Origin of the sequence: Enterococcus sp. 3G6_DIV0642 (assembly GCF_002140635.1) — a bacterium.
Taxonomy (GTDB): Bacteria; Bacillota; Bacilli; order Lactobacillales; family Enterococcaceae; genus Enterococcus_D; species Enterococcus_D casseliflavus.
Map to the genome: position 1 here is coordinate 2,740,415 of NZ_NGLH01000001.1, position 21,244 is coordinate 2,761,658.

The 21,244-nt window shown below is 42.2% G+C and carries 15 protein-coding genes and 1 pseudogene; 5 read left to right on the forward strand and 11 right to left on the reverse strand.

Translation table 11 applies throughout. The annotated features are described in order from the left end of the window. Positions 1 to 172 precede the first annotated feature (172 nt). The 6 genes from A5878_RS13230 to A5878_RS13265 form a co-directional block, all read right to left on the reverse strand. On the reverse strand, positions 173 to 1,687 hold the full coding sequence (locus A5878_RS13230; RefSeq protein ID WP_060791383.1) for an extracellular solute-binding protein: 1,515 nt from the start codon (positions 1,685 to 1,687) through the stop codon (positions 173 to 175). A 418-nt stretch (positions 1,688 to 2,105) separates the two neighbouring features. Beyond that, complete coding sequence (locus tag A5878_RS13235; RefSeq protein ID WP_060791384.1) at positions 2,106 to 3,359, reverse strand: glycoside hydrolase family 28 protein; 1,254 nt, start codon at positions 3,357 to 3,359, stop codon at positions 2,106 to 2,108. 424 nt (positions 3,360 to 3,783) lie between these two features. Continuing rightward, a complete protein-coding gene (locus A5878_RS13245; RefSeq protein ID WP_060791385.1) occupies positions 3,784 to 5,397 on the reverse strand; it encodes a glycosyl hydrolase family 28 protein in 1,614 nt (537 codons plus the stop codon). A gap of 75 nt (positions 5,398 to 5,472) precedes the next feature. Next, positions 5,473 to 6,306: a carbohydrate ABC transporter permease gene (locus A5878_RS13250; RefSeq protein ID WP_005234188.1), complete on the reverse strand. Its 834-nt coding sequence runs from the start codon at positions 6,304 to 6,306 to the stop codon at positions 5,473 to 5,475. A 3-nt stretch (positions 6,307 to 6,309) separates the two neighbouring features. After that, positions 6,310 to 7,269, reverse strand: a complete 960-nt coding sequence (locus tag A5878_RS13255) for a carbohydrate ABC transporter permease (protein WP_016608843.1) — start codon at positions 7,267 to 7,269, stop codon at positions 6,310 to 6,312. Between the two features lie 189 nt (positions 7,270 to 7,458). Then, positions 7,459 to 8,769: an ABC transporter substrate-binding protein gene (locus A5878_RS13265; RefSeq protein ID WP_060791387.1), complete on the reverse strand. Its 1,311-nt coding sequence runs from the start codon at positions 8,767 to 8,769 to the stop codon at positions 7,459 to 7,461. 264 nt (positions 8,770 to 9,033) lie between these two features. Between A5878_RS13265 and A5878_RS13270 the strand changes: the two genes are divergently transcribed. From A5878_RS13270 to A5878_RS13280, 3 genes are read left to right on the forward strand one after another with little or no spacing between them, the layout of a single operon-like run. Then, complete coding sequence (locus tag A5878_RS13270; protein ID WP_060791388.1) at positions 9,034 to 9,690, forward strand: DUF624 domain-containing protein; 657 nt, start codon at positions 9,034 to 9,036, stop codon at positions 9,688 to 9,690. Then, complete coding sequence (locus A5878_RS13275) at positions 9,659 to 11,428, forward strand: sensor histidine kinase (protein ID WP_060791389.1); 1,770 nt, start codon at positions 9,659 to 9,661, stop codon at positions 11,426 to 11,428. Before A5878_RS13270 ends, A5878_RS13275 begins: the two co-directional genes overlap by 32 nt. Next, the gene (locus A5878_RS13280) at positions 11,425 to 12,876 is read left to right on the forward strand and encodes a response regulator (protein ID WP_005234181.1); all 1,452 of its coding nucleotides are present in this window, start codon (positions 11,425 to 11,427) and stop codon (positions 12,874 to 12,876) included. The genes A5878_RS13275 and A5878_RS13280 overlap by 4 nt, the downstream gene beginning before the upstream one ends. A 156-nt stretch (positions 12,877 to 13,032) precedes the next feature. On the opposite strand, the gene rhaM is transcribed toward A5878_RS13280, so the two are convergent. Then, positions 13,033 to 13,344 (reverse strand): L-rhamnose mutarotase, encoded by a 312-nt coding sequence (rhaM, locus tag A5878_RS13285; protein ID WP_060791390.1) that lies wholly within the window; start codon positions 13,342 to 13,344, stop codon positions 13,033 to 13,035. 39 nt (positions 13,345 to 13,383) lie between these two features. After that, positions 13,384 to 14,490, reverse strand: coding sequence for a glycoside hydrolase family 105 protein (locus A5878_RS13290; protein WP_086295674.1), 1,107 nt, complete (start codon positions 14,488 to 14,490; stop codon positions 13,384 to 13,386). Between the two features lie 131 nt (positions 14,491 to 14,621). Between A5878_RS13290 and A5878_RS13295 the strand changes: the two genes are divergently transcribed. Beyond that, positions 14,622 to 15,506, forward strand: a complete 885-nt coding sequence (locus A5878_RS13295) for an AraC family transcriptional regulator (protein WP_060791392.1) — start codon at positions 14,622 to 14,624, stop codon at positions 15,504 to 15,506. A gap of 122 nt (positions 15,507 to 15,628) precedes the next feature. On the opposite strand, the pseudogene A5878_RS13300 reads toward A5878_RS13295, so the two are convergent. Continuing rightward, positions 15,629 to 17,053: pseudogene (locus A5878_RS13300) on the reverse strand (6-phospho-beta-glucosidase). 11 nt (positions 17,054 to 17,064) lie between these two features. Next, positions 17,065 to 18,921: a beta-glucoside-specific PTS transporter subunit IIABC gene (locus A5878_RS13305; RefSeq protein WP_086295675.1), complete on the reverse strand. Its 1,857-nt coding sequence runs from the start codon at positions 18,919 to 18,921 to the stop codon at positions 17,065 to 17,067. Between the two features lie 471 nt (positions 18,922 to 19,392). On the opposite strand from A5878_RS13305, the gene A5878_RS13310 reads away from it, so the two are divergent. Then, complete coding sequence (locus tag A5878_RS13310; protein WP_060791393.1) at positions 19,393 to 20,214, forward strand: MBL fold metallo-hydrolase; 822 nt, start codon at positions 19,393 to 19,395, stop codon at positions 20,212 to 20,214. Between the two features lie 35 nt (positions 20,215 to 20,249). Here the strand turns inward: A5878_RS13310 and A5878_RS13315 are convergent, their stop codons facing one another. After that, positions 20,250 to 21,137 carry a MurR/RpiR family transcriptional regulator gene (locus A5878_RS13315; RefSeq protein WP_060791394.1) on the reverse strand — a complete coding sequence of 296 codons (888 nt, stop codon included), beginning with the start codon at positions 21,135 to 21,137 and terminating at the stop codon, positions 20,250 to 20,252. Positions 21,138 to 21,244: the final 107 nt, after the last annotated feature.

The window sequence follows — 21,244 nt, forward strand, 5'->3', positions numbered from 1 at the left end:
GATATCAAGCGTTAGATTAGGTTTTTCACTTGTCTTTTTCCATTTTTTCTTTTCTGATTTCTTACTACCTGTCTCGTCTCACCTGAATAGTACTCCATTTTATTAGCTGAAAAAAATCATTGAAAAAGAAAAAGGTTGAGAGCAAGATCCACTCAACCTTCTTCGACTGTCGTTATTGTGCTTGATGAAGGGCATTCGTTTCTTCCATCAGCTGCGTGCCTCCTTGATTCTTCCAAAGTTCGATCGCAGCTTCCCAACCCCCTTCATCGATTTGTCCTGCAATAAATTGAACCCGCGCGTCACTAATGATCTGATCAAGCTGTGCCCCTTTTGTTACATACGTATCTGTATTATAGGAGGCTGCTGGGTTAAAAACAGCGTGCTCTAAATCAGCTTCCATCAATGACAATCGTTTTTCATAGCTTTCAGTAGCCGCTTCTGTATCAGGCTTAGCAATATAGTACAGGGTATCTTCCGTTACATTCATCCCAATTTGTGAGTACCCTTTGACCGCATTGGCTAACGCTTCAGCTTCTGATCCTTCTAATGCGACGGACATTCCATCCACTACTTCAAAATTGATTCCTTCGATTCCGTTGTTCAGCAATACCTGTACTTCTTTATCATTTAATTTATCAAGGAACGTCAACACCTCTTTTAGATGTTCCTCTGTCTGGACACTCGACTTAGGAATCGCCAAGAAACCAGAATAGCCATCTGTCGGTAACGCATTCATCGTACCGCTATTATCTTTTAAATTCCCTGTAAAGACGACGAGGTCTTCTTCTCCAGCTTGCAATAATTTATTACTGATTTGTGCTGCTCGTGAATACGTATCAATAATGATCCCACCACGTCCATTGATAAACGGCTCATCCCATTTATCTGCTGCCATGGTTGCAAAATCACGATTGACATAGCCTTGTTCCACCATATCTTTAACAAATTGCATTGATTCTAGGTATTCTGGTTGCATAAAGGATGGCTCTAAAGTGCCGTCTATTTCTTTCCAAGCATTTCCTGCCCCAAACCAAGTAGCTAACACATCGTAAGGACTATTTGAATTGATCGAGCCAGGCCATTGGGGAATAATCAAACCAAACGTATCATTTTCACCATTCCCATCGGGATCGTTCTCAGTAAATGCTTTGGCAACCTCATAGAGATCATCGATCGTTTCTGGTACATCTAAGTTTAAGTTTTCTAACCAATCTTTTCGGATGATCACCGCCGTCCGCATCGCATCACGTTTCCGATAAATTCCGTACACTTTGCCATTCACAGAAGAATTACGCAAAACATCCTCGTTAGATTGAGAGAGATTAGGATAATCAGCTAAATAGTCGGTCAAATCCCAAAAAGCGCCATTTTCTGCTGACTTGATAAACCCTCCTGATTTTCCTTGAATGACCATCACTTCTGGAATATCATCTGAAGCTAACGTAATATTCATTTTATCCTCGTAGGATGTATTGGGTGCCCAGGTAATATCAATGTTTTTGCCAGTGTAAGCTTCTAATTGCTTCAAAATCTCGTTGTCACTTGCAGGTGGTTCAGTTTCAATGTACGGCGATAAAATCGAAATCGTATCATAATCTGTTGTGGAGCCTGCTTCCTCCTTCCCGCATGCCGACAAAAAGGCGACTGATAGTAACCCCAAACCAAGAATCGTACTTAATTTTTTCACTACTTTTCCTCCTTAGATTTTGTTGTTGAGCCCGATTAAATAAACCGCTTTCAATACCAAAAGCATAACGAAAAGCAGGATTTCCAGCAATTGACATTTTTTGTTAATCGTTGATATATGGCTAGATAGGGAGTTTTGCTTTACATTTGCAGGTATCGTAAATTATAGGAAAAAGAATAAATAGTTCTTCGTGTTCTTAGTTCGCTCAATCAATCTTATTATCGCAGTTTTTCTGATTCCTATCATTCTTAAATTCTAGTTATAGAAAGCATAGCCTACGTACTGAAGTTCTTATTCGTTAGAGCTTTGGGAACATCTTATCATGAAAAAAAGACCAACTCATTGGTCTTCTTTGATAATTCATCAGTTTTTTAGTACTAAGCGGATCAACACTCATTCATATTTGACAGAAAGAGTACTACCGCTCATACACATCATTTTGATCCAATGTTGGCGCTAACGCAGTGACGATCGTTTCCACCATCTTTAAGTTCTCAACCCCTGCAATCTTGCCGAACTCGTCGGCATGGATGGAAAGATTTTTTAATGTTAGATTGCGGATCGGTTCTGCTGGGCTGGCCTCGATGAAAAAAGCACGCACGCTTTGTTGTCCTGTTTTGGTGGCTTGCACATTTTCAATAGTAATGTCGCAGACCTTTGCTGGACCTACTGGAATAGCTGGTTGTGCCATCAATTTGTGCCAATAGTCGGGAATCTCTTCCTCATAATCAGCTGGCAGTTCTGGGTAACTATAATCTGGGTACCAATTTGTTTGTAAGAGAAAAGGAAAGCCAACATCCTTCATCGTTAAATCCGAAGCAGTGACCTTGCGTATAAATCCACCTCGATTGTTGGCGGATTTGATCCGAAACCCTGCGCCAGTTTGCTCAAAGACGACTTTTTGGATTTTGATCTCTTCGATCCCACCCGAAGTTTCACTACCAATAGCAATTCCTGAACCATACCCTAACTGACAGTCTTTGATCGTGATTTTCCGACAGCTTCTTTGCTGGGCTATGGCTTCTGCCCCACGTCCCGCCTTGATCGAGATATTGTCATCGTTGCAGGAAATGTGGGCATTTTGAATCGTGACTTCTTCACAGGAATCAATATCGATGCCATCAGTACTAGGCCCTTTTCCATTGTCTATCGTGATGCCGTCGATCAATATGTGGTGAGAATACGTGATTTGGGTATTCCAAAAACCCGACTGTACAGACGAAATATCTTTGATGGTTACTTGCTGACTTTCATAAACAAGGATATTTCGTGGGCGCTTGCAATCATAATCTGCTGCCCAGCGTAAGCCTTTCTTTGCATAATCCGCCATCATCCCGCTGGCTTCATCTGTTCCCCAAAACGTTTGCCACCATGTTTCTCCACGACCATCAAGTTTTCCTTTTCCAGAGATCATGACATTTTCTGCGTGAAAAACATTGATCATCGCTGCAGGCCACTTCATATTGATCCCTGCGACCCGATTATCTACTTCGGGATAATCGGCCAGTTCTTGACTACCATACAGAATCGTATCCTCTGAGACAATCAAGTGCACATTGCTTTTTAAAAACAATGCGCCGATTTGATAGGCGCCGGGTGGTGTAATCACTGTTCCCTGCACAGTTGATGCTTGGTCAATTTCTCGTTGCAATAATTGCGTGATGTCTTCCATTCTTGCTTGCCTCCTATGTTTTTGTTTTAAGCTGCAAATAGGTTTGTCGATACCCATGACTTTTAAACTTTGCGCATTGCCAACCTTTTTTTCATCTATCATTTCGTTGGATAGAACTGAGTGGTGCTTACTGGCGCTGGCCATCAAGTAAAGTGATCCTCGTGGCACATCTCGTTGTCCTTTCCCATGTGCTTTCTGGCGTCCTTTTTTCCTACATTCTTTACTATAGTCCCCTTAGCGGGAAAAGAAAGTCCTTTTTGTTTTCTGGGGATCGTCTTTTTTTGCATCGTCCTTTCTTGTTAGAAAAATGCGCCTTTTTGTCTACAAAAGCAAAAAGGCGCAACCTGTCAAGGGAGGAAATAAGGTGCTTAACTAACTGTTTCTCATTGGGAGAAACAACGCATGTCATTTTCAAAAGCTTGTTCTACGTGAGTTTCTTTTGCCCCACCATGGATAGTTCGACGGTTTCTTGGCAACTTATTGCGTCACTTATGGCCGCTCGATCAATGATCACTGCTTCTTTAAAACTGACCTCCTGACACTGTTCAAAAATCATTTTCTTTTGCCCTTTAGCTGATTCAAAGGCAACTGACTCAAAAGTAACGCGTTGGATCGGTGAAACCTGCTGTGCTTGTTCATCGACAAACCCTTTTAGCTCGACCAAAGGGTTCTGCCCTACGATACAGGTATTCTTGACCAAAATATCCGAAATGATTGGTAACTGTTGGGCTGCCTGACCATCGGCATTGTAAGCAACAGGATGAGCCATGAAACGATCCAACAGGCAATCGATGATCGTCACTTGACGAATATAGCCACCACGATCATTCTGCGCTTTCAATTCTAGCCCATAAAGCGTATTGGTCAGTTGACAATCTCGAAAAGTGATATTTTCGACACCACCAGATTGCTCACTACCAATCGCGATGCCATGTCCCCCACGAATAGCCAAATCAAACAGCCGAATATTTTTCGCTGGTCTATTGATCTGATTTCCTTCTGGATTTTTGCCAGATTTGATTGCGATACAATCATCACCCGTATCAAAAACGGTGTCAAAAATCAGCAAGTTTTGCGAAGAATCTGGATCCCATCCATCGCCATTGTCGATGCCTTTGGACTGAATAGTCACCCCATGGGTCACAACGGTGTCACAGTAAATCATATGGATAGTCCAGCATGGTGGATCAATCAACGTCAGCTCTGTCAAATGGATGTTTTTGGCCTGCATCATACAGATCAAACGTCCCCTTACTCGTCTTCCAGGTTTTCCATCAGAAACATATTCTGGATACTGTTCACGGTCTGCATAAGAGTTTCGCATCGCTAGTCCTAATGGATTCCCGCCACCAATGATCGTCCCTTTGCCACAAAGACGGACATTTTCACAAACGATACGCCCTCGATCGCCCCGATCGATATACCCAATGTTGATCAATGAACGGAAGCAAAACAATTCCCAGCCTTCATAACGGCTTAATGGTAAGCCCTCTTGATTCACGCTTCCTAAATACTCGTGAGGGGCAACCCGATACGTTTCTATGTCGAGGCTTGCTTGCAATGTGCCATCTACCTGAAAAATCATATTGCTTTTTAGCTCCAAAGCACCAGAAAGAATCACCGCCCCTGTTGGGATCCAGACAGTGCCATTGCTAGGGCAATCGTTGATCGCTTGCTGGAGAATGGCGGTACTATCTTCTTTGCCTGCGCTATCAGCATGGTAGGGTGCTTGCGTAACATCTAACACAACACTTTTTTTCTTTGTACGAAAGGTCGTCGTGACTGCGGTATTTGTAAGCAGGCACCCCTGATGATCGAGGCAGATGATCGTTACTTGATACGTTTGATCGGCAGATAAGTTTGTCAATGTCCAATGCGTCTTGTTTGTTGGTCTGGTTTGGATCAAATCGTTGTCTAAAAACAATTGATAACCCAAAATAGCTTGGGCGTGCAGCGGCTTCTCCCAAATAAGGGTCGCTTGATGATCGCCGATCGTGCTTGGTACGACATGAAAATCAATTACTTGAAATGGTTGCATCGGTTTGTCCTTTCTTCAACGAATTCATTCAATAGAAAAAAGATATTCCAAAACAGCGAATATCTTTTTCCACACTTATTTAAGACCAGTCGTGCTGATGCCTTCAACAATGTATTTTTGGAAAATAAAGAAGATGATCAACACAGGCAGCAAGGAGACGACAGACATCGCGAACATCGCTCCCCAATTGGAGGTGCTGCTAGCATCTAGGAACTGCTTTAAGGCAATCGATACCGTGTAGTTTTGCGGACGTGTAAGGTACAGCATCGGCCCGATCAGTTCTTCCCATTTCCAATAGAAAGAGAAGATCGCAGCGTTTGCCAAGGAAGGCTTCATCAACGGTAGAATCACACGGAAGAAAATACCGACCCGTCCACAGCCGTCCATTTTTGCTGCTTCATCTAAATCTGTCGGGATCGCAGAGACGAATTGAACCATCATGAAAATAAAGAAAGCTTGTCCGAAGTATGAAGGAACGGTTACCGGACGAATCGAGTTAAGCCAGCCTAATTGATTGAACCAAAGATACTGAGGCACCATGATGATCTCTTGCGGCAGCATCATCGTGACCAAGATACAAGCAAACCAAAAGCCTTTTCCTTTGAAAGGAATTCGACCAAATCCATAAGAAATGACAGCCGAAGAACAGACCGCCCCTACCATTGAAATCAACGCGATTTGCAACGAGTTGAAAATATAGCGAATGAAGGGAATCCCTGCGATCCCTTCAAACCCCTTGGTAAAATTTTCTAACGTCCAGCTTCGGGGGATCAACTCCGTTGCCGTTCGAAAAATGTCACTACTAGGTTTAAAGGCACTAAACAGCAGCCAGAAAATCGGATAAAGCATCAGTAATGCAGCAACTAAGATCACGGCATCAAAAAAATAATTTTGTTTTTGTTCACGCATCAATCAAACCTCCTCGTTTTCTTTAAACACCCAAAATTTCGATGTTGCGAACAACAGAATCGTAATCAACCCAACGATGACCAGTAAAATCCACGCTAAGGCTGAAGCATAGCCCATTTTGAAATCGGTAAAGGCTCGTTGATACATGTACAAGGAATAGACTAACGTGCCGTTACGAGGTGAACCCGTCCCATTCGAAATGATAAACGCAGGTGTAAACGTCAAAAAGGCCATGATCGTTTGATAGATCAGATTGAAAAAGATGATTGGCGTCAGGACTGGAACCGTGATATTGAAAAACTGTCTGATTTTTCCTGCCCCATCAATTTCCGCAGCTTCGTAATAATCTTTCGGAATATTTTTCAAACCGGATAAGAAAATCAACATCGACGAGCCAAATTGCCACGCTGCTAATAAAATCAAGGTCATCAACGCTAAGCCAGGACTTTTAAAGAAGTAGATCGGGTCTAAGCCGATCGCCGCTAGCACGCCATTGATCAACCCTGAATCGCCAAAAAGATTCCGCCACATGATCGAGACCGCCACGCTCCCACCTAAAATCGAAGGGATATAAAATAATACCCGATAAGCACCGCTTAATTTCGATGGGCGATTGATCAGCATCGCCACTGCTAATGCGACGATCAGCCGTAAAGGGACTGCCAACACAACATATTTCAGCGTAACAGTCAGTGACTGAACAAACTTGGGATCATTCGTAAAAATCGTCTTAAAGTTATTCCAGCCAACAAATTGCGCCTCTGTCAATAGATCATAGTCATGAAAAGACATAAAAAGAGAAATCCCCATCGGGACGATAATAAAAGCAAAAAAGCCAATGATGAAGGGTGAGATAAATAAGTAGCCTGTAACCATATTCTGTTTTGATTCTGGTAATCGATTAAACCAGCTTTTGAGTTTCCCAGGCTCTTTTGCCGTGGGTGATTTTGATTGTAGTTCCATAATTTTCACTTCCTACCTCCTATAGTTGATTACGCTTACAAGTTGATTTTAACGAAGTGCTTCTTAAGAATGAATAGAAAAAAAAGCACAGAAATGTGAAAAACTAGAGGACCTATATTTTTTGCCTCCATTGTTTCTCCTAAAAAAACGCCTTTACTGAAAAAGTCAGTAAAGGCGCCGCAGCTATGCTTATTGATAGTTTTCTGCAAAAATTTCTTCGCAGCGTTGCGTAAAGGCATCATAAGTTTCTTCTGGTGTCATCGTGCCATAAGTGATCTCTGCGTACAGCTCTTTAAAGTACGTGTTGATTTCAGCAAACCCAATTGGTGGGATTGGGGATGGATCACCAACGATGTCTGCAATATCATCTAAGAAATCAGAGGACTCTTGTTCTTCTGGTGTCATGTCGGCATAAAGCAATTCTTTGATGGCATCATTGGAAGGAATCCCCCGCTCAGTACCGATGATCTTATTGGCTTCTTCACTATTTACTAAAAAGTCAACAAACTTCGCAGCTGCTTCTTTTGATTCAGAAGCATTCGCGATCGAATAAAAGAACCCTGGTCGATACGCCATCGCCCCGTTTTCTGAGTCGAATGGACGAGCCAAGTTGATTTCGACATCTTCTGCGGCGGAGGCCTTATAGGTCAAGTATTGATTGGACCAAGTCATCATATAGGCTGCTTTTCCTTGTGAAAACGGATATTGATCCATACTGTTGGCATTGCTAGTCACTTCTGCGGTTGGCATTGCTTTGGCTTCCGTAAGGTCCGCGATAGCCCCCATAAATTCAACCCAGTTTTCTTTGGAAAAACCGATCTCTGGTTTGCCGTCTGCATCGTATTGGTATAGATCTTCGCCTTTAGTACGTAAAAAGTATTGCAAAATCGTACTGTTGTCATTGTTATCATTCCAACCATAATCACCGGTTGCTTCAGCGATCGCTGCCGTACTTTCTACAAGGTCATCGAAGGTATAATTGCTAAAGTCGATCCCAGTGCCCCCTTGTTCTACCAATGATGGATTGTAGAGCATCGCCATAGTATTGACAGAAGTTGGTATGCCAAAAACTTTTCCATCTAACTCGCCAGTTGCTAAAATTGATTCTTTGATATCATCGGTTTGAATCTCATTGCCGATAAATTCCGACATATCTGCTAATTGATTTTTCGTTCCATATTGCGCAATGTACTGCACATCCATCTGGATCACATCAGGTAATTCTCCAGAAGCCGCTTTTGTTGCTAGTTTTTTCCAATGGTCATCCCAAGAACCATACTCATATTCAACTTTGATGTCAGGATTTTGCTTCTCAAATTCTTTGATCGATTCGATATACTTCTCGTGTCTGACTTCTGAGCCCCACCAGGTAAAGGAAATCGTCGTTTTCCCATCTGCATCAGCTTCTGAGCTTCCGCTACTATTGCCGTTGTTGCCACAAGCTGCTAAGGTCGCACCAAGAAACAACAAGCTCGCTGCTTTTAAAAAAGTTTTCTTCATTCTTCTACACTCCTTTTTGTTTGCGCTTACAAGGTGATTGTAATGGAAATCCTCGTTAATAAAAATGAAAAAACAAGAGCAAATATGTGAAAAACTAGACTGCCGTTTTTGCTGAAGGCTAAGCCTTCACCGGCAATAGCTAGAAAAAAATAGAAAAACAGATGAAAAATGTAAAAAAACAGACATGCTCTATTTTTTCCAATATACTATGCTATACTAGCGTTGAAAAGGCTTACTTTTCAAAAAACAAGGTAGGTGGAAACAATGAAAAAAATACAAACCGGACTGTTTCGTCTTTTTACGGTAACAGCTTATTTTGCTAAATTAAACCTTTTATGGCTTTTCTTTACCCTTTTAGGGTTGGGGATTTTTGGCTTCGGTCCTGCCACCGCTGTCACGATCAAATGTTTACATGATTTTCGTAAAACTGGCCATGACTATTCAGCTGTTGCCTTCTGGCAAGCCTACAAGCAAGCCTTTCGCACCTTTTCCCTTTTTGGCATTGGACTATTAAGTACAGTACTTCTGTTGTTGTTTAACTTACGGATTACTCATTTTTTCCCGACTGAAATGGCTTGGCTGCGTCCTGTCTATTTACTTTTAACGATTCTCCTCCTTTACACTGCATTCATCAGCTTTATGACCTATGCCAAAGCCGAACAACACGCTTGGAAACAGACCTTGTACGTCAGTATCTTTCTAGTCTTTCGCTACCCACTGCAAGCCCTTGCCTTGTTGTTTACCTGGTATTTATTGTTTCTCTTATTGACTGCCAAAACCTCCTTGTTACTCGTCTTTGGACTGGTGATTTTCTTGTTTTTCGCTGAATTTTTTCATGGTCAGATGATTGAAAAAACCAAACAATTGCAAGCAAAGCGAGGCAGTGTCCATGAAGTCCCAGAAGCTGATCAATCACTTTAAAAAGCAGCCTTTTGAGCGACAGTTACATTTTGTCTTTTTTGCGACGGTGGCAATTATCGTCTCATTGGCTGTTCTCCTGACCTTAGTTTGGCGACAAGTCTACATGGCGCAGCTGAAAGAAGCCGCGTATAAAGATGTCTCGATCATTTCAACAAATATCGCCAAACGTTTAACTGCCGTCGAAACCCTCTCTTTTCGCATTATCGATAGTGCACCGATCCAAAATGGCCTACAAAGGATCTTGGCACAAGATTCCTTGCAATCCTTAGAGGCGATCGACCAAAAGAATGCCTTAAGTGCAGAAATCAACGCCCTCGTACGCAATGAATCAACGATTCAAAACGTCTATCTCTTTACCCCAACGAACGAAAACATGATCAACTTTCTAGCCGAGACCGACCATATCTTTAATGGCCAAACCATCAAAGATATGATCGAGACTTTGCCCGATAAGCCTGCCAAAGGGAGTTGGTTTTTTGCAAAGGACCTTTCTCAAGGTGTCTACCTGCGAAAAATCTATTCAACAGCCGATCTTTCTTTAACCTATATTGGTACGGTGATATTTCTAGTCAATACGTCCTTCTTTCGTAACGAGATCGAAAGTCTTCCCATTGTCTCTGAACAAAACCAATTTTTCATGGCGTATCAGAACCAATTTTATAGTACCGCAAATGACGAGCAAACCCTCGCTGCGGATCAAAATACCTTGCAGCAGAAAATGGGAACCTTCCAGCGATCGATCGGCTCCATGACGTTTGATAATCGCCAGTACTACTATGCAATGGATCGGAAGACGATGCCGAATATGACCTTCATTTATTTACTGCCTGAAAACCAAGTCTTAGCGGATCTTTATAAACTACAAGGCCTTTCCATCGCTGTGAGTTTGCCTTTTTTATGTTTGATTATTGTTGTGATTCGGAAAATAAGCAATCAGCTGACCCGTCCTTTAGCTGACTTGGCTTCGCAAATGGCCGTTCTGCGGAAAACGAAAAAACTGGCCTCTTTAAAAACCCTCGCTGTCCCAGAAAATAGTCAAGAAGAGATCATGGTCCTTTACGAAAGCTACAATACGATGATCGATGAATTAAATGCCTTGATCAAGGACAATTATGAAATGCGTATTTTGTCCCAAGAAATCGAATTTAAGGGATTGCAAGCACAATTAGATCCACATTTTCTCTACAACACGTTAGACTCGATCAACTGGATCGCCATTGAAAATCAGCAGTGGCAGATCTCAGAGATGGTCACCTCCCTTGCCTATTTGTTTCGTAAAAAAATCGATACCAAGTCTGACTTCACGACGCTGCAAGATGAGTTAGATATCGTGCATGCTTATATCAATATTCAAAACGTTCGCTTCGGGAAACGGATCGAGTATATCGAAGTAATTTTGGTGAATGACTTGTCCTTTAAGATTCCTAAGTTACTGATTCAACCATTGATTGAAAATGTCTTTAAATACGCCGTCAATGATATGAAGGAGACGTGTCGCCTCGTCCTTACAATTGAACAACAAGCAACCTTTCTCCAAGTCAGTGTCGCTGACAATGGCCCTGGTTTTAAAGCCAACTTCTCGATTGAAAAAGAAGGCGGCATCGGATTGACCAATATTCAAAAACGATTGCAACTGCATTATGGTGATCAAGCGTCGTTAGCCATCGTCTCCTCGATTCCCTTCAAAAAGACGACGGTGCGCTTTGTGATCCCCTTAAAAGGAGTGAGTGAAACATGAAAAATATCCTCGTTGTTGACGATGAACCCTTGATAGCAAATGGTGTCGCTAACCTCGTTGCTTCTTTTGATTTCCCATTAGTGGTCAAAGGAATTTACACAGACAGTGAAGAAGCCTTGGCATTTTGTCAGCAAAACACCATCGACATCGTGATTACCGACATCAATATGCCTAAAGTCAATGGACTTGCCTTGATCAAAAAATTAAAAGCCATCAATCCTGCGATTCAAATCATTATTTTGACAGGCTTTGGCAGCTTCTCCTTTGCCAAAGAAGCGATGGCTTTAGGGGTCAAATTTTTCCTTGAAAAACCTGTTTTTCCGAGCAAGCTTTCAGAAGCGTTGGCTGAGACGATCGAACGCTCTGAACGTCGCCAAATGGAATCTACCCTCTATTTAAAACAACAAATTGAACAATACATCAATAGCTGCGGAGAAGAACCGCTGCCTGAATCGTTCGTTTTTCCATTTTGTATGTACTTATTTGATTCGAAATTCTATCACGCCATCGCTAAGCGGATCGAAAGCTATGAGAACCATCACGAGTTGGTGATCGGTCATCAAAACAAAGTTGGCTATATCCTGAACTTCAGTACGGAAAATACCTTTAATCTCTTTTTTAAAACGAAGGTACAGGCTGCGCATCTAGGAAAAGGGATCGCCATCAATTGCTGGGTCGAAACTCCCGAAAAATTTTTACTCAGTTATCATTTAGGCAAGCGGAACTTGGATAAGGAGTTTTATTTTGATACCTTTGAAGTCATCCAAGAAGCCCAAATCTCACAAGAAAATGTCTATGAAAATAGTCTCTATATGGAATACCGTGAAAAACTTTTGGCATTGATCGACAAAGGCGAACTGACTTTAGCCCAAGTTCTTACGGAAAACTTTTTTTCTACCTGTCGCATGGAGCTTTACCCTGTCCAACTATTGCGGCTGCAGGTCAACGATTTGTTATCGGCAATTTTTGAAAACCATCGCATCAAAAAAGACATTTACTTTGATGACTATTCCCCAAAGATCATGCTCTTGAATAATTGGCACGAACTCCAGTTTATGCTGCTTCACTGTATCGATTTGATGCGGGGCAGCTTAGATGATAGCGAGAACATGCAGCTGTCCCAAAAAGTCAACCTGATCATCGAAGAATATTATGACCATGAAGCATTGTCATTGAAATGGATCGCAGCCCATCTTTTGTACTTAAATCCTGAATACTTAGGAAAAACCTATTACAAAGAAACCGGGATTCGCTTCAATCAAAAATTAGCCGAATACCGCATCCAAAAAGCACAAGAACTGCTGAAGAAAAACTACAAAGTCTACGAAGTGGCAGCGATGACGGGCTTTAGCAATGCGCCCGAATATTTTGTTCAAACGTTCAAAAAGATTACTGGTATGACACCAAAGAAATTTTTGAAGCAGCAAGAAAAAGCCCTTCTCTCTTAACGTTTCTTCTATAACGAAAGCATTGTTTTGCTATTTCAACAAAAGAGGTAGTCCGCTCACGAATGTGAGCGAACTACCTCTTTGACTAACGAGTGATTGATTTCAAACAACTGATGCGTCCGTGTTCGTTTTAAGAAATGAACATTTTTGTCTAGCTTACAGCGTAAAGACTTCCTTTAACTCCTGTGTCACTGGCGAATCATCAGGATTTGTTTCCATGAGTTCTGCCATGTAATGCCACCATTTTTGGTTGATCTCGGTTGCCGCTAACTGCTGCCAGCGGGTTTCATCTTCAATCTCAAGGTAGCCAAACAACGCAAGGGTTTCTGGATCTAAGAAAATCTGGTAGCTTTTCGCCCCGTGTGCTATGAGCTGCTCTTTTAGTTCTGGCCATAGTTCACGATGCCGTTTTTCATATTCTGCTTCATAACCAGGATGTAGCTTCATCCGAATCGCTTTTTTGATCATCTTTGTCTGCTCCTCTCTTTATTGCGTAAGGTGTTTAACTTAACAAAATGAAACCAATAGTTCAGTAAATGCTAAGACTGTCAGTGATTGCCCATAAGGCATCGCCGTAATCGCAATGTTTTTGTAGTACGCCAAGTCTTCTCCCATTCCAGTACCGATGGAAACATTTTGGACTTCTCCATCTTCTGCGACTTGTTCGATCAAACCGGCTAAAGCTTTATAGGCAACATCTTCCCAAGCTTTGTCAATGTAACGCTTATGAACGGCTTTTAAAATCCCATAGGCAAAACCAGCCGTCGCGGAAGCCTCCACATACGAGCTAGGATCGTCTAACAAGGTGTGCCACAGGCCACTTTCATCTTGCATTTCTTGCAAGGCAGTTAGTTGGTCTAAGAGGGTATTGATCAAGAAGCCACATAACGCATCTCCTTCTTGCAAGTCGAGAATTTCAATGATCTCAGGAATCGCAATGGTGATCCAGCAGTTGCCTCTAGCCCAAAGCGCTTGCGCATAATTGTGGCGTTCTTCAAAGGTCCAGCCGTGGAACCAAAGCCCAGTTTTTTTATCCACTAAGTATTTGATATGGATCATAAATTGTTGTTTTGCTTCTTCGATATAAGCCGGACGATTCAGCAACATGCCAATTTTCGCCAAAGGCAAAGCGGTCATCATCAAGGTATCGTCCCAAAGCTGGTTGCGATTTTCTGGTCCATAGGTCGCATGCTGCAGACCATTTTCATCGGTTCGTGGCATATCATGCATGACCCATTCCGCCCATTGTTCAAGGTAAGGCAAGTAACGAGAATCTTTGGTGTCTTCATAAAGATACGCCATTGCCAAAAGCGGCGCCATCGTGTTGACATTTTTAGGCGGCGCGCCTTCTAACATCCGCTGCTCAAACCATTCTTCCACAACTTGGAGCGCTTTGGGATTTTTGGTGATTTGGTAGTTTTTATAAATGCCGTATAGTCCCACCCCTTGCGGCCAGTTCCAAATCCCCCAGCTTTTATCATCAACGATCAAGCCGTCAAAGTCTAATAGAAATTCACCATTATCATCCTTGATCGTCGTTAAATTTTCGATCATGCGATCAATTTTTTCTTCCACGACACGTTTTTCCACAAATAACTGTTCTAAAATCACCATTGGTTCATCCTCTCATTTCTCTTTGATAGATTGATCGTAACACGCTTACATTTACACAAAAATAGCAGTTATTGACACTTTACTATCTATTCTTGTATGATAAAATCAAACGAGCACGAAAGGAGCCAATCATGGAGAAGCAAAGTGCGGACACGATGATCAACGATCGTTTTGAGGCCTTTCATATCAAAGACATCGTAGAAGAAAACAATACCCTTTATCATTACCATAGTTTTTATGAGATTCACTGTACCTTAAAAGGATCAGCGGTCTTCTTTATCGATGGCGGAGAATTCCCTCTAGAACCTGGTACGATCATCTTGATTCCTCCGAATGTCTTGCATCGAATCGTCCATCAAACTTCTGATTTTTTCGAGCGAACCTACCTGTATATCAATCCTAGTTATCTCGCTGCCCTCTCCACTACCCAAACAGATCTCACTGCCTGTTTTCGTAGCAACGGCGGCATCAACAGTCGTATTTTATCGATCGATGCCGACCAACTAGACCAGCTGTTGCGTCCTTTGCGCAAAAAAACGGATAGCAATTATGGCACCGACTTACTTTATCAAAATCATTTGATCGCGTTTTTGATTTCCATCAATACGATTGCCTATCAGGAAAAAGAACCGCTGTTTTTATCCGACTCACTTTACAAAAATAAAGACATTTTGGCTGCCATTACCTATATCAATCAGCATTTGACCGCTGATCTCTCCTTAGAGACCGTCGCCAGAGCCCTTTTCATGAGCCCATACTCGCTTTCAAGGACCTTCAAAAAAGAAACTGGCGTCGCCTTTCATGCCTATGTCGTCAAGAAACGACTCTTAAAGAGCAAAGAAATTTTACGTAAAACCAGAAGCGCCACCGCCACCTTTGAAGCTTGCGGCTTCAACTCCTATACCCATTTTTTACGCTGCTTCAAACAAGAATTTCAGCTGACACCAAAAGAATTTTTACAAGAAGAAGCCCAAAATCAGTTTGTCCGTTTTACGCATTTTGCAGGGAAGAAATAGCAAGCCGTTGCAAAGCGCCAATCATTGGCTCGTGAAAAAAGAGTTGCTGCTTCCCTTTCCTGATGTTAGATGACACAATACAAAAAGAATGACACGAGGAAACGTGTCATTCTTTTTGTATATTATAAAACTTCCCCATTTGAAGCGATCACTTTTTTATACCACTCAAAGGATTTTTTCTTGGTTCGTTTCAAGGTGCCGTTGCCTTGATCGTCTTGATCCACGTAGATAAAGCCGTAGCGTTTACTCATTTGACCGGTGCTGGCTGCTACAAGATCAATACAACCCCAAGTAGTATAACCAAGTAGTTCCACGCCATCGATCATCACTGCATCTTTGAAGGCTTGAATATGTTTTTTTAAATAGTCGATCCGATAATCGTCTGCGACAAACCCATTCTCATCAGGGGTATCGATCGCCCCTAACCCATTTTCTACGATAAACAACGGTTTTTGATAGCGATCATACAATTGATTCAATGAATTTCTCAGTCCTAACGGATCAATCTGCCACCCCCACTCAGTCGATGATAGATGTTCATTTTTAATTGATGGAAAGAGATTCCCTGTCGCTTGCGCATAGTCTTCTGGGTGGGCACTGACCGTTCGAGAACAGTAATAAGAAAAACTGACAAAATCAACAGGAGAAGCCGCTAAAATTGCCTCGTCCTCAGGTGTTATTTTGATTGTTAAGCCTTCTCGCTCAAATTTTTTCAAGGCATAATTGGGGTATTTGCCTCGGGCTTGCACATCGATAAAGAAATAGCCTTCGCGATCACGATTGATTGCTTCTTGGTAATCTTCAGGTCGGCAAGTATAAGGATAATGACTGCCACCAGCCAGCATACAACCAACTTGATTGGTCGGATCGATTTCATGAGCCTTTTGGGTTGCTAAGGCACTGGCGACTAACTGATGATGCGCTGCTTGGTATTTGATTTCTTGACGATTGTCCCCTTCTTTAAAGACGATCCCGCCACCTACAAAGGGCTGATGTAGCAAAATATTGATTTCATTGATCGTCAGCCAATATTTGACCAACCCGCGATAGCGTTGGAAGACGGTTTCCGCATAAGTCACATAGAAATCAATGAGTCGGCGATTTTTCCAGCCACCAAATTCCTTGATCAAACGCAGCGGAACATCGAAGTGGGCAATCGTAACTAATGGCTCGATTTGATGTTTTCTCAATTCTTTGAAGATTTTCTCATAAAAAAGCAGTCCTTCTTCGTTGGGCGCTTCGTCATTGCCATTCGGAAAAATCCGTGACCAAGAAAGTTACATCCGATACACGTTAAAGCCCATTTCGGCAAAAAGGGCAATATCTTCCATATAATGGTGGTACATATCAATGGCCGTTTGGGCTGGATAAAAAGAATCTTCCTGCCATTCCAACATTTCCAGTTCACCAGCAGCGACCTTTGCGCGATCAGGACCAGTTGGTAAGAGGTCGACATTTGATAAGCCACGTCCTCCTGCTAATACGCCTCCTTCTGCTTGATTGGCAGCCGTTGCACCACCCCATAAAAAATCATCTGATAATCCCATGTTATTTCCTCCTAAACTTTGACTACAAGTACTTCCTCTTCTTTAGCTACCAATCCTTCCTTCACAAGTTCGACTGCGGTATATTGTGGTGTATTGGTAACGATGATCGGTACTTGTGTGACATATCCTGCAGCTTTTATCTGCTGTACATCGAACGTCAGCAGTCGCTGTCCTTTTGTAACTTTTTGCTCTGCTTCTACTAACGCATCAAAATACTGACCATTTAGTTCCACTGTGTCTAAACCGACATGGATCAACAATTCAATTCCCGTGTCTGAAACCAAGCCAATCGCGTGTTTGGTAGGAAAAACAGCAGCGACTTTCCCATCAAAAGGCGCAATGACTTCACCGATGGGTTCATCGACCGCAAATCCTTTTCCGAGTGCTTCAGAAGCAAATGCGTCATCTTTGACTTGATTCAGTGGCATCACGGTTCCTGGTACAGGATTGATCAATAGGGTATCTTCTAAGACTACTGCTTTCATATCTGGAACATCAATTGTCACTTTTGTTTCATATTTGAAACTTAAGACATAGGTAACGACCGCACTCACCACAGCTGCAATCACCAATGCGATAATGATGTTCCAAAAATAGCGCATCGTATCATCACCGATATATAGTAAGACTGCTGGGAGACCAGACGAACCGGTCGCAAAGCGATGCGTATTGGTCAAGCCAGCATACAAACCACCAGAAGCCCCACCGATCATTGCCGCAACTAACGGATATTTTTTTGGCAAATTGATGCCATATAAAGCAGGTTCAGTAATCCCCATGTAGGCAGTGATCGCCCCTGATACCGCCAACTGCTTAGTCTTTTTCTCTTTCGTACGCAATGCGACAACTGCTACTGCGGTTGCTTGAGCAATGTTTGAGACTAATGCCCCTGGACCAAAAATACTGTCATACCCAAGTTCTGCCATTTGCATCACCCCTAAAGGAGCAATCCCATTGTGCAAACCAAACATCACCATGATTGGTAAAAAGCCCCCAATCAAAACCGCTGGAACCCAGCTAGCATGGACACTTAAGAAGGTAAAGAAAGTTGCCAAATAGCCCCCCAAGATACTACCGATCGGTCCAAATAGCGAGAAGGCTAATGTACCCATTATCAAGAATGTTAGCATTGGAACAAAAACCAGTTCTACTGATTTTGGAATCACTTTGTTCAAAAACTTTTCGACATACGATTGGAGAAAAATCACGATCAGAATCGGAATAACTGATCCCGTATAGTTTGCTAATGTAAAAGGAATAACCCCAAAAAAGTGAACGGGTTCGCCTGCTGTGACCAAGGCACCCCAATTAGGATGCATCATCATAGCAGCCACTGAAGCCGCTAAAATCGGATTGCATCGCAATTTTTGTGCCACAGTGAAGGCCAGGATCATTGGTAAGAAGAAGAAAACACCATCTGCAAAAAGATTCAGCATGTAATAGGTTTGCGAATCAGCGGTGATCACATCAAAGACGATCAACAAAGCCAAAACTGCCTTAACCATTCCAGCACCGGACAATGCCGGAATAATTGGTTGAAACGTTCCTGCCACAAAATCGATCACTGCAGCTGCCGGTCCTTTTTTCTCCCCAGGATCTGACGTCCCTGATGATTGAAGCGAAACCAATTTTGTGACTTCTTCATAGACATCTTTGACATGGGTTCCAATCACGACTTGATGTACCCCTGCATTATTGATGAATTTGGCAACCCCATCGAGTGCCTCTAGTTCTCCTTCATCTATACGCTTTTCATCTTTGACTTTAAAGCGTAATCGTGTTTGACAATGATAGGCATCCGTGATATTTTCTTGTCCCCCCAGATACTGGACGATTTTTTTTGCTAATGATTGATAATTTTCACTCATACATTCCACCCCTAGATAAATTTCAAAGAAAATCTATGTTGTATGTGCTCACCGGTAAAACATACTGTTCTTTCTGCCAGCAATGTACCATTTTTAGAGAGCGGTTCCAATACATTTTCCTAAAGTCGAAATGGATTTCACCTTTTCATTAAATACCGCTCTTTTTTCGAAATTTATTCCACGAAAAGCCCCCGCATTGCCTTGACGAAGCCAGGAGAAACAATGGTATATTTTACTCTATGAATGCGACACTTTTGAATTGTGGCAATCAAAAACAATCGATGAGCGCACGCCATAGAATAATCATGTAAAAAAAGGCGGCACAATACTCTCTTAAAATTACTGGAACTGCAGCTTCTTTCCCCCAAACCGTTGAAGCACCTCATAATGGAACAACGATTCAGCATAGCCTGTTACGAACGGCGATGCTGCGTTGGATTTATAAAAAACAGGCGAAGGGAACGAAGAAACATGACAAACGCGAAACAAGCAATACCCCCAAAAACGATTTTCTTTCATGAAGAAGCTTTTCAAAAAACAGATCAAACGATCATTCGCTGGTTAGGAAACTCCGGTATTCTTCTAAACAGCCGTGATACATGTATCATGGTCGATCCGGTCTTAGAAGGATTTGACCTGCCGTTACTGATCGATCTGCCAATCAAACCGGCGGCAGTCCCTCACTTAGATGCGGTATTGATCACCCATTCAGATAATGATCACTACGGCATTCCAACGATTGAAAAATTAGTCCCGGTTACCGATAGCTTCCATGGACCCAAATATGTTGCCGAACTTATGCAAGAGCACTTTCAAGTTGCTGCCCAAGGTCACGAAATCTATGATTCATTCACCGTTAAAAATTTGGAGATTTCTTTAACAAAGGCGTATCACCTTTGGCAAAATGAAACGACAAAATTTGATCGTGTCTTCCAAATTGAGGACTATTGTGGCTTTTGGATCGATACACCTGATGGCTCCTTGTGGATTCCTGGAGATTCTCGTCTTTTACCAGAGCAATTAGAGATGCCTCAGCCAGATGCTATCTTGTTTGACTTTAACGACAACGCGTGGCACATCGGCTTTGAGAATGCCGTCAAGCTGGCAAACACCTATCCGCATGCTGAATTGATCCTCTCCCATTGGGGAACAGTGGATGCTCCGCATATCGATGCCTTTAATGGGGATCCTGAAGCTTTGTACGATCGGATCGTCAATCCAAAGCGGATTCGTCTTGTCGCTGCCGGTGAGCCAATCGAATTGAAATCAACCACTCCTAACAATGTACAATAGGGAAAAAGGACCACACCATATTCGGTGCGGTCCTTTTATTCTTCTGCCATCTCTTTAAATGTCGTTTTTCGGCTCGTCTCTAAAAAACGAGCATTGGTGATTTTCATCTGGATATTTTCCTGATAATCGAGGGAAAAAATCTTAGCAAACAAAACTGTCAAAAGGAACTGAATCGATTCTTCTGTGGAAAAATTTCCAATTTTGGAATACAGTTTTTCTCGGCTAGCAATCGTCAAGACGATCGTCGAATAGTCCCGCAAATAGTTCTCTCCACCACTCGTAATACTGATAATCGGCACACCATTTTTCAACAATGTTTTCACATTTTTCATAGGATACGTTTCTGAATTATTACCAGAATAAGAGATCAGAATGGCACAATCCTGTGGGGTCAGCGTATTAGAAATCAAGCCAGATTCATCCGCATCTGCAAGAAAGGCTTTTTTATGGATCGTGTTTAAGTTGCGTTTAAACAGCTGTCCGAAATAAGAATTTGGACTACGCCCATAGATGACGATGGTTTGAGCGCCATTGATGAGCCTCGCAGCTTGATTCAGGTCTTTTACGGTCATAAGTGCCGCTGTTTCTTTAATCGTTTGCATACGCAAGTTCGCCAAGTTTTCAATGATTTCTAATGTGTCTGCAGCTTCATCAAAAGGAATGTTCACATCGATTGCTGCTGACCCATCATCAAAATGAGCCAATTCGTGCATGAAGGTATATACAAATTCTTTCCAACCAGAAAAGCCAAAATATTTTGCAAAACGGACCAGCGTCGGCTTGGAAGTATGGGTCAGTTTTGCGATTTCTTCCATGCTATACTCACTAACTTTTTCTCGATTGCTTAATAAAAAGTCACCGATCGTTCGTCTCGCATCATTTTGTTCAAACGCTGCTTCTTCAATTTTTTGAAAAAGATACATCTGGTTCTCCCCTCTGATTGACGCCTGCAGTTTGTCTAGTACGCTCAACTCATCATTGTTTCTTTTTATTATAAGCGATGAGAAGGATGAAATGAAGACGGAAAACG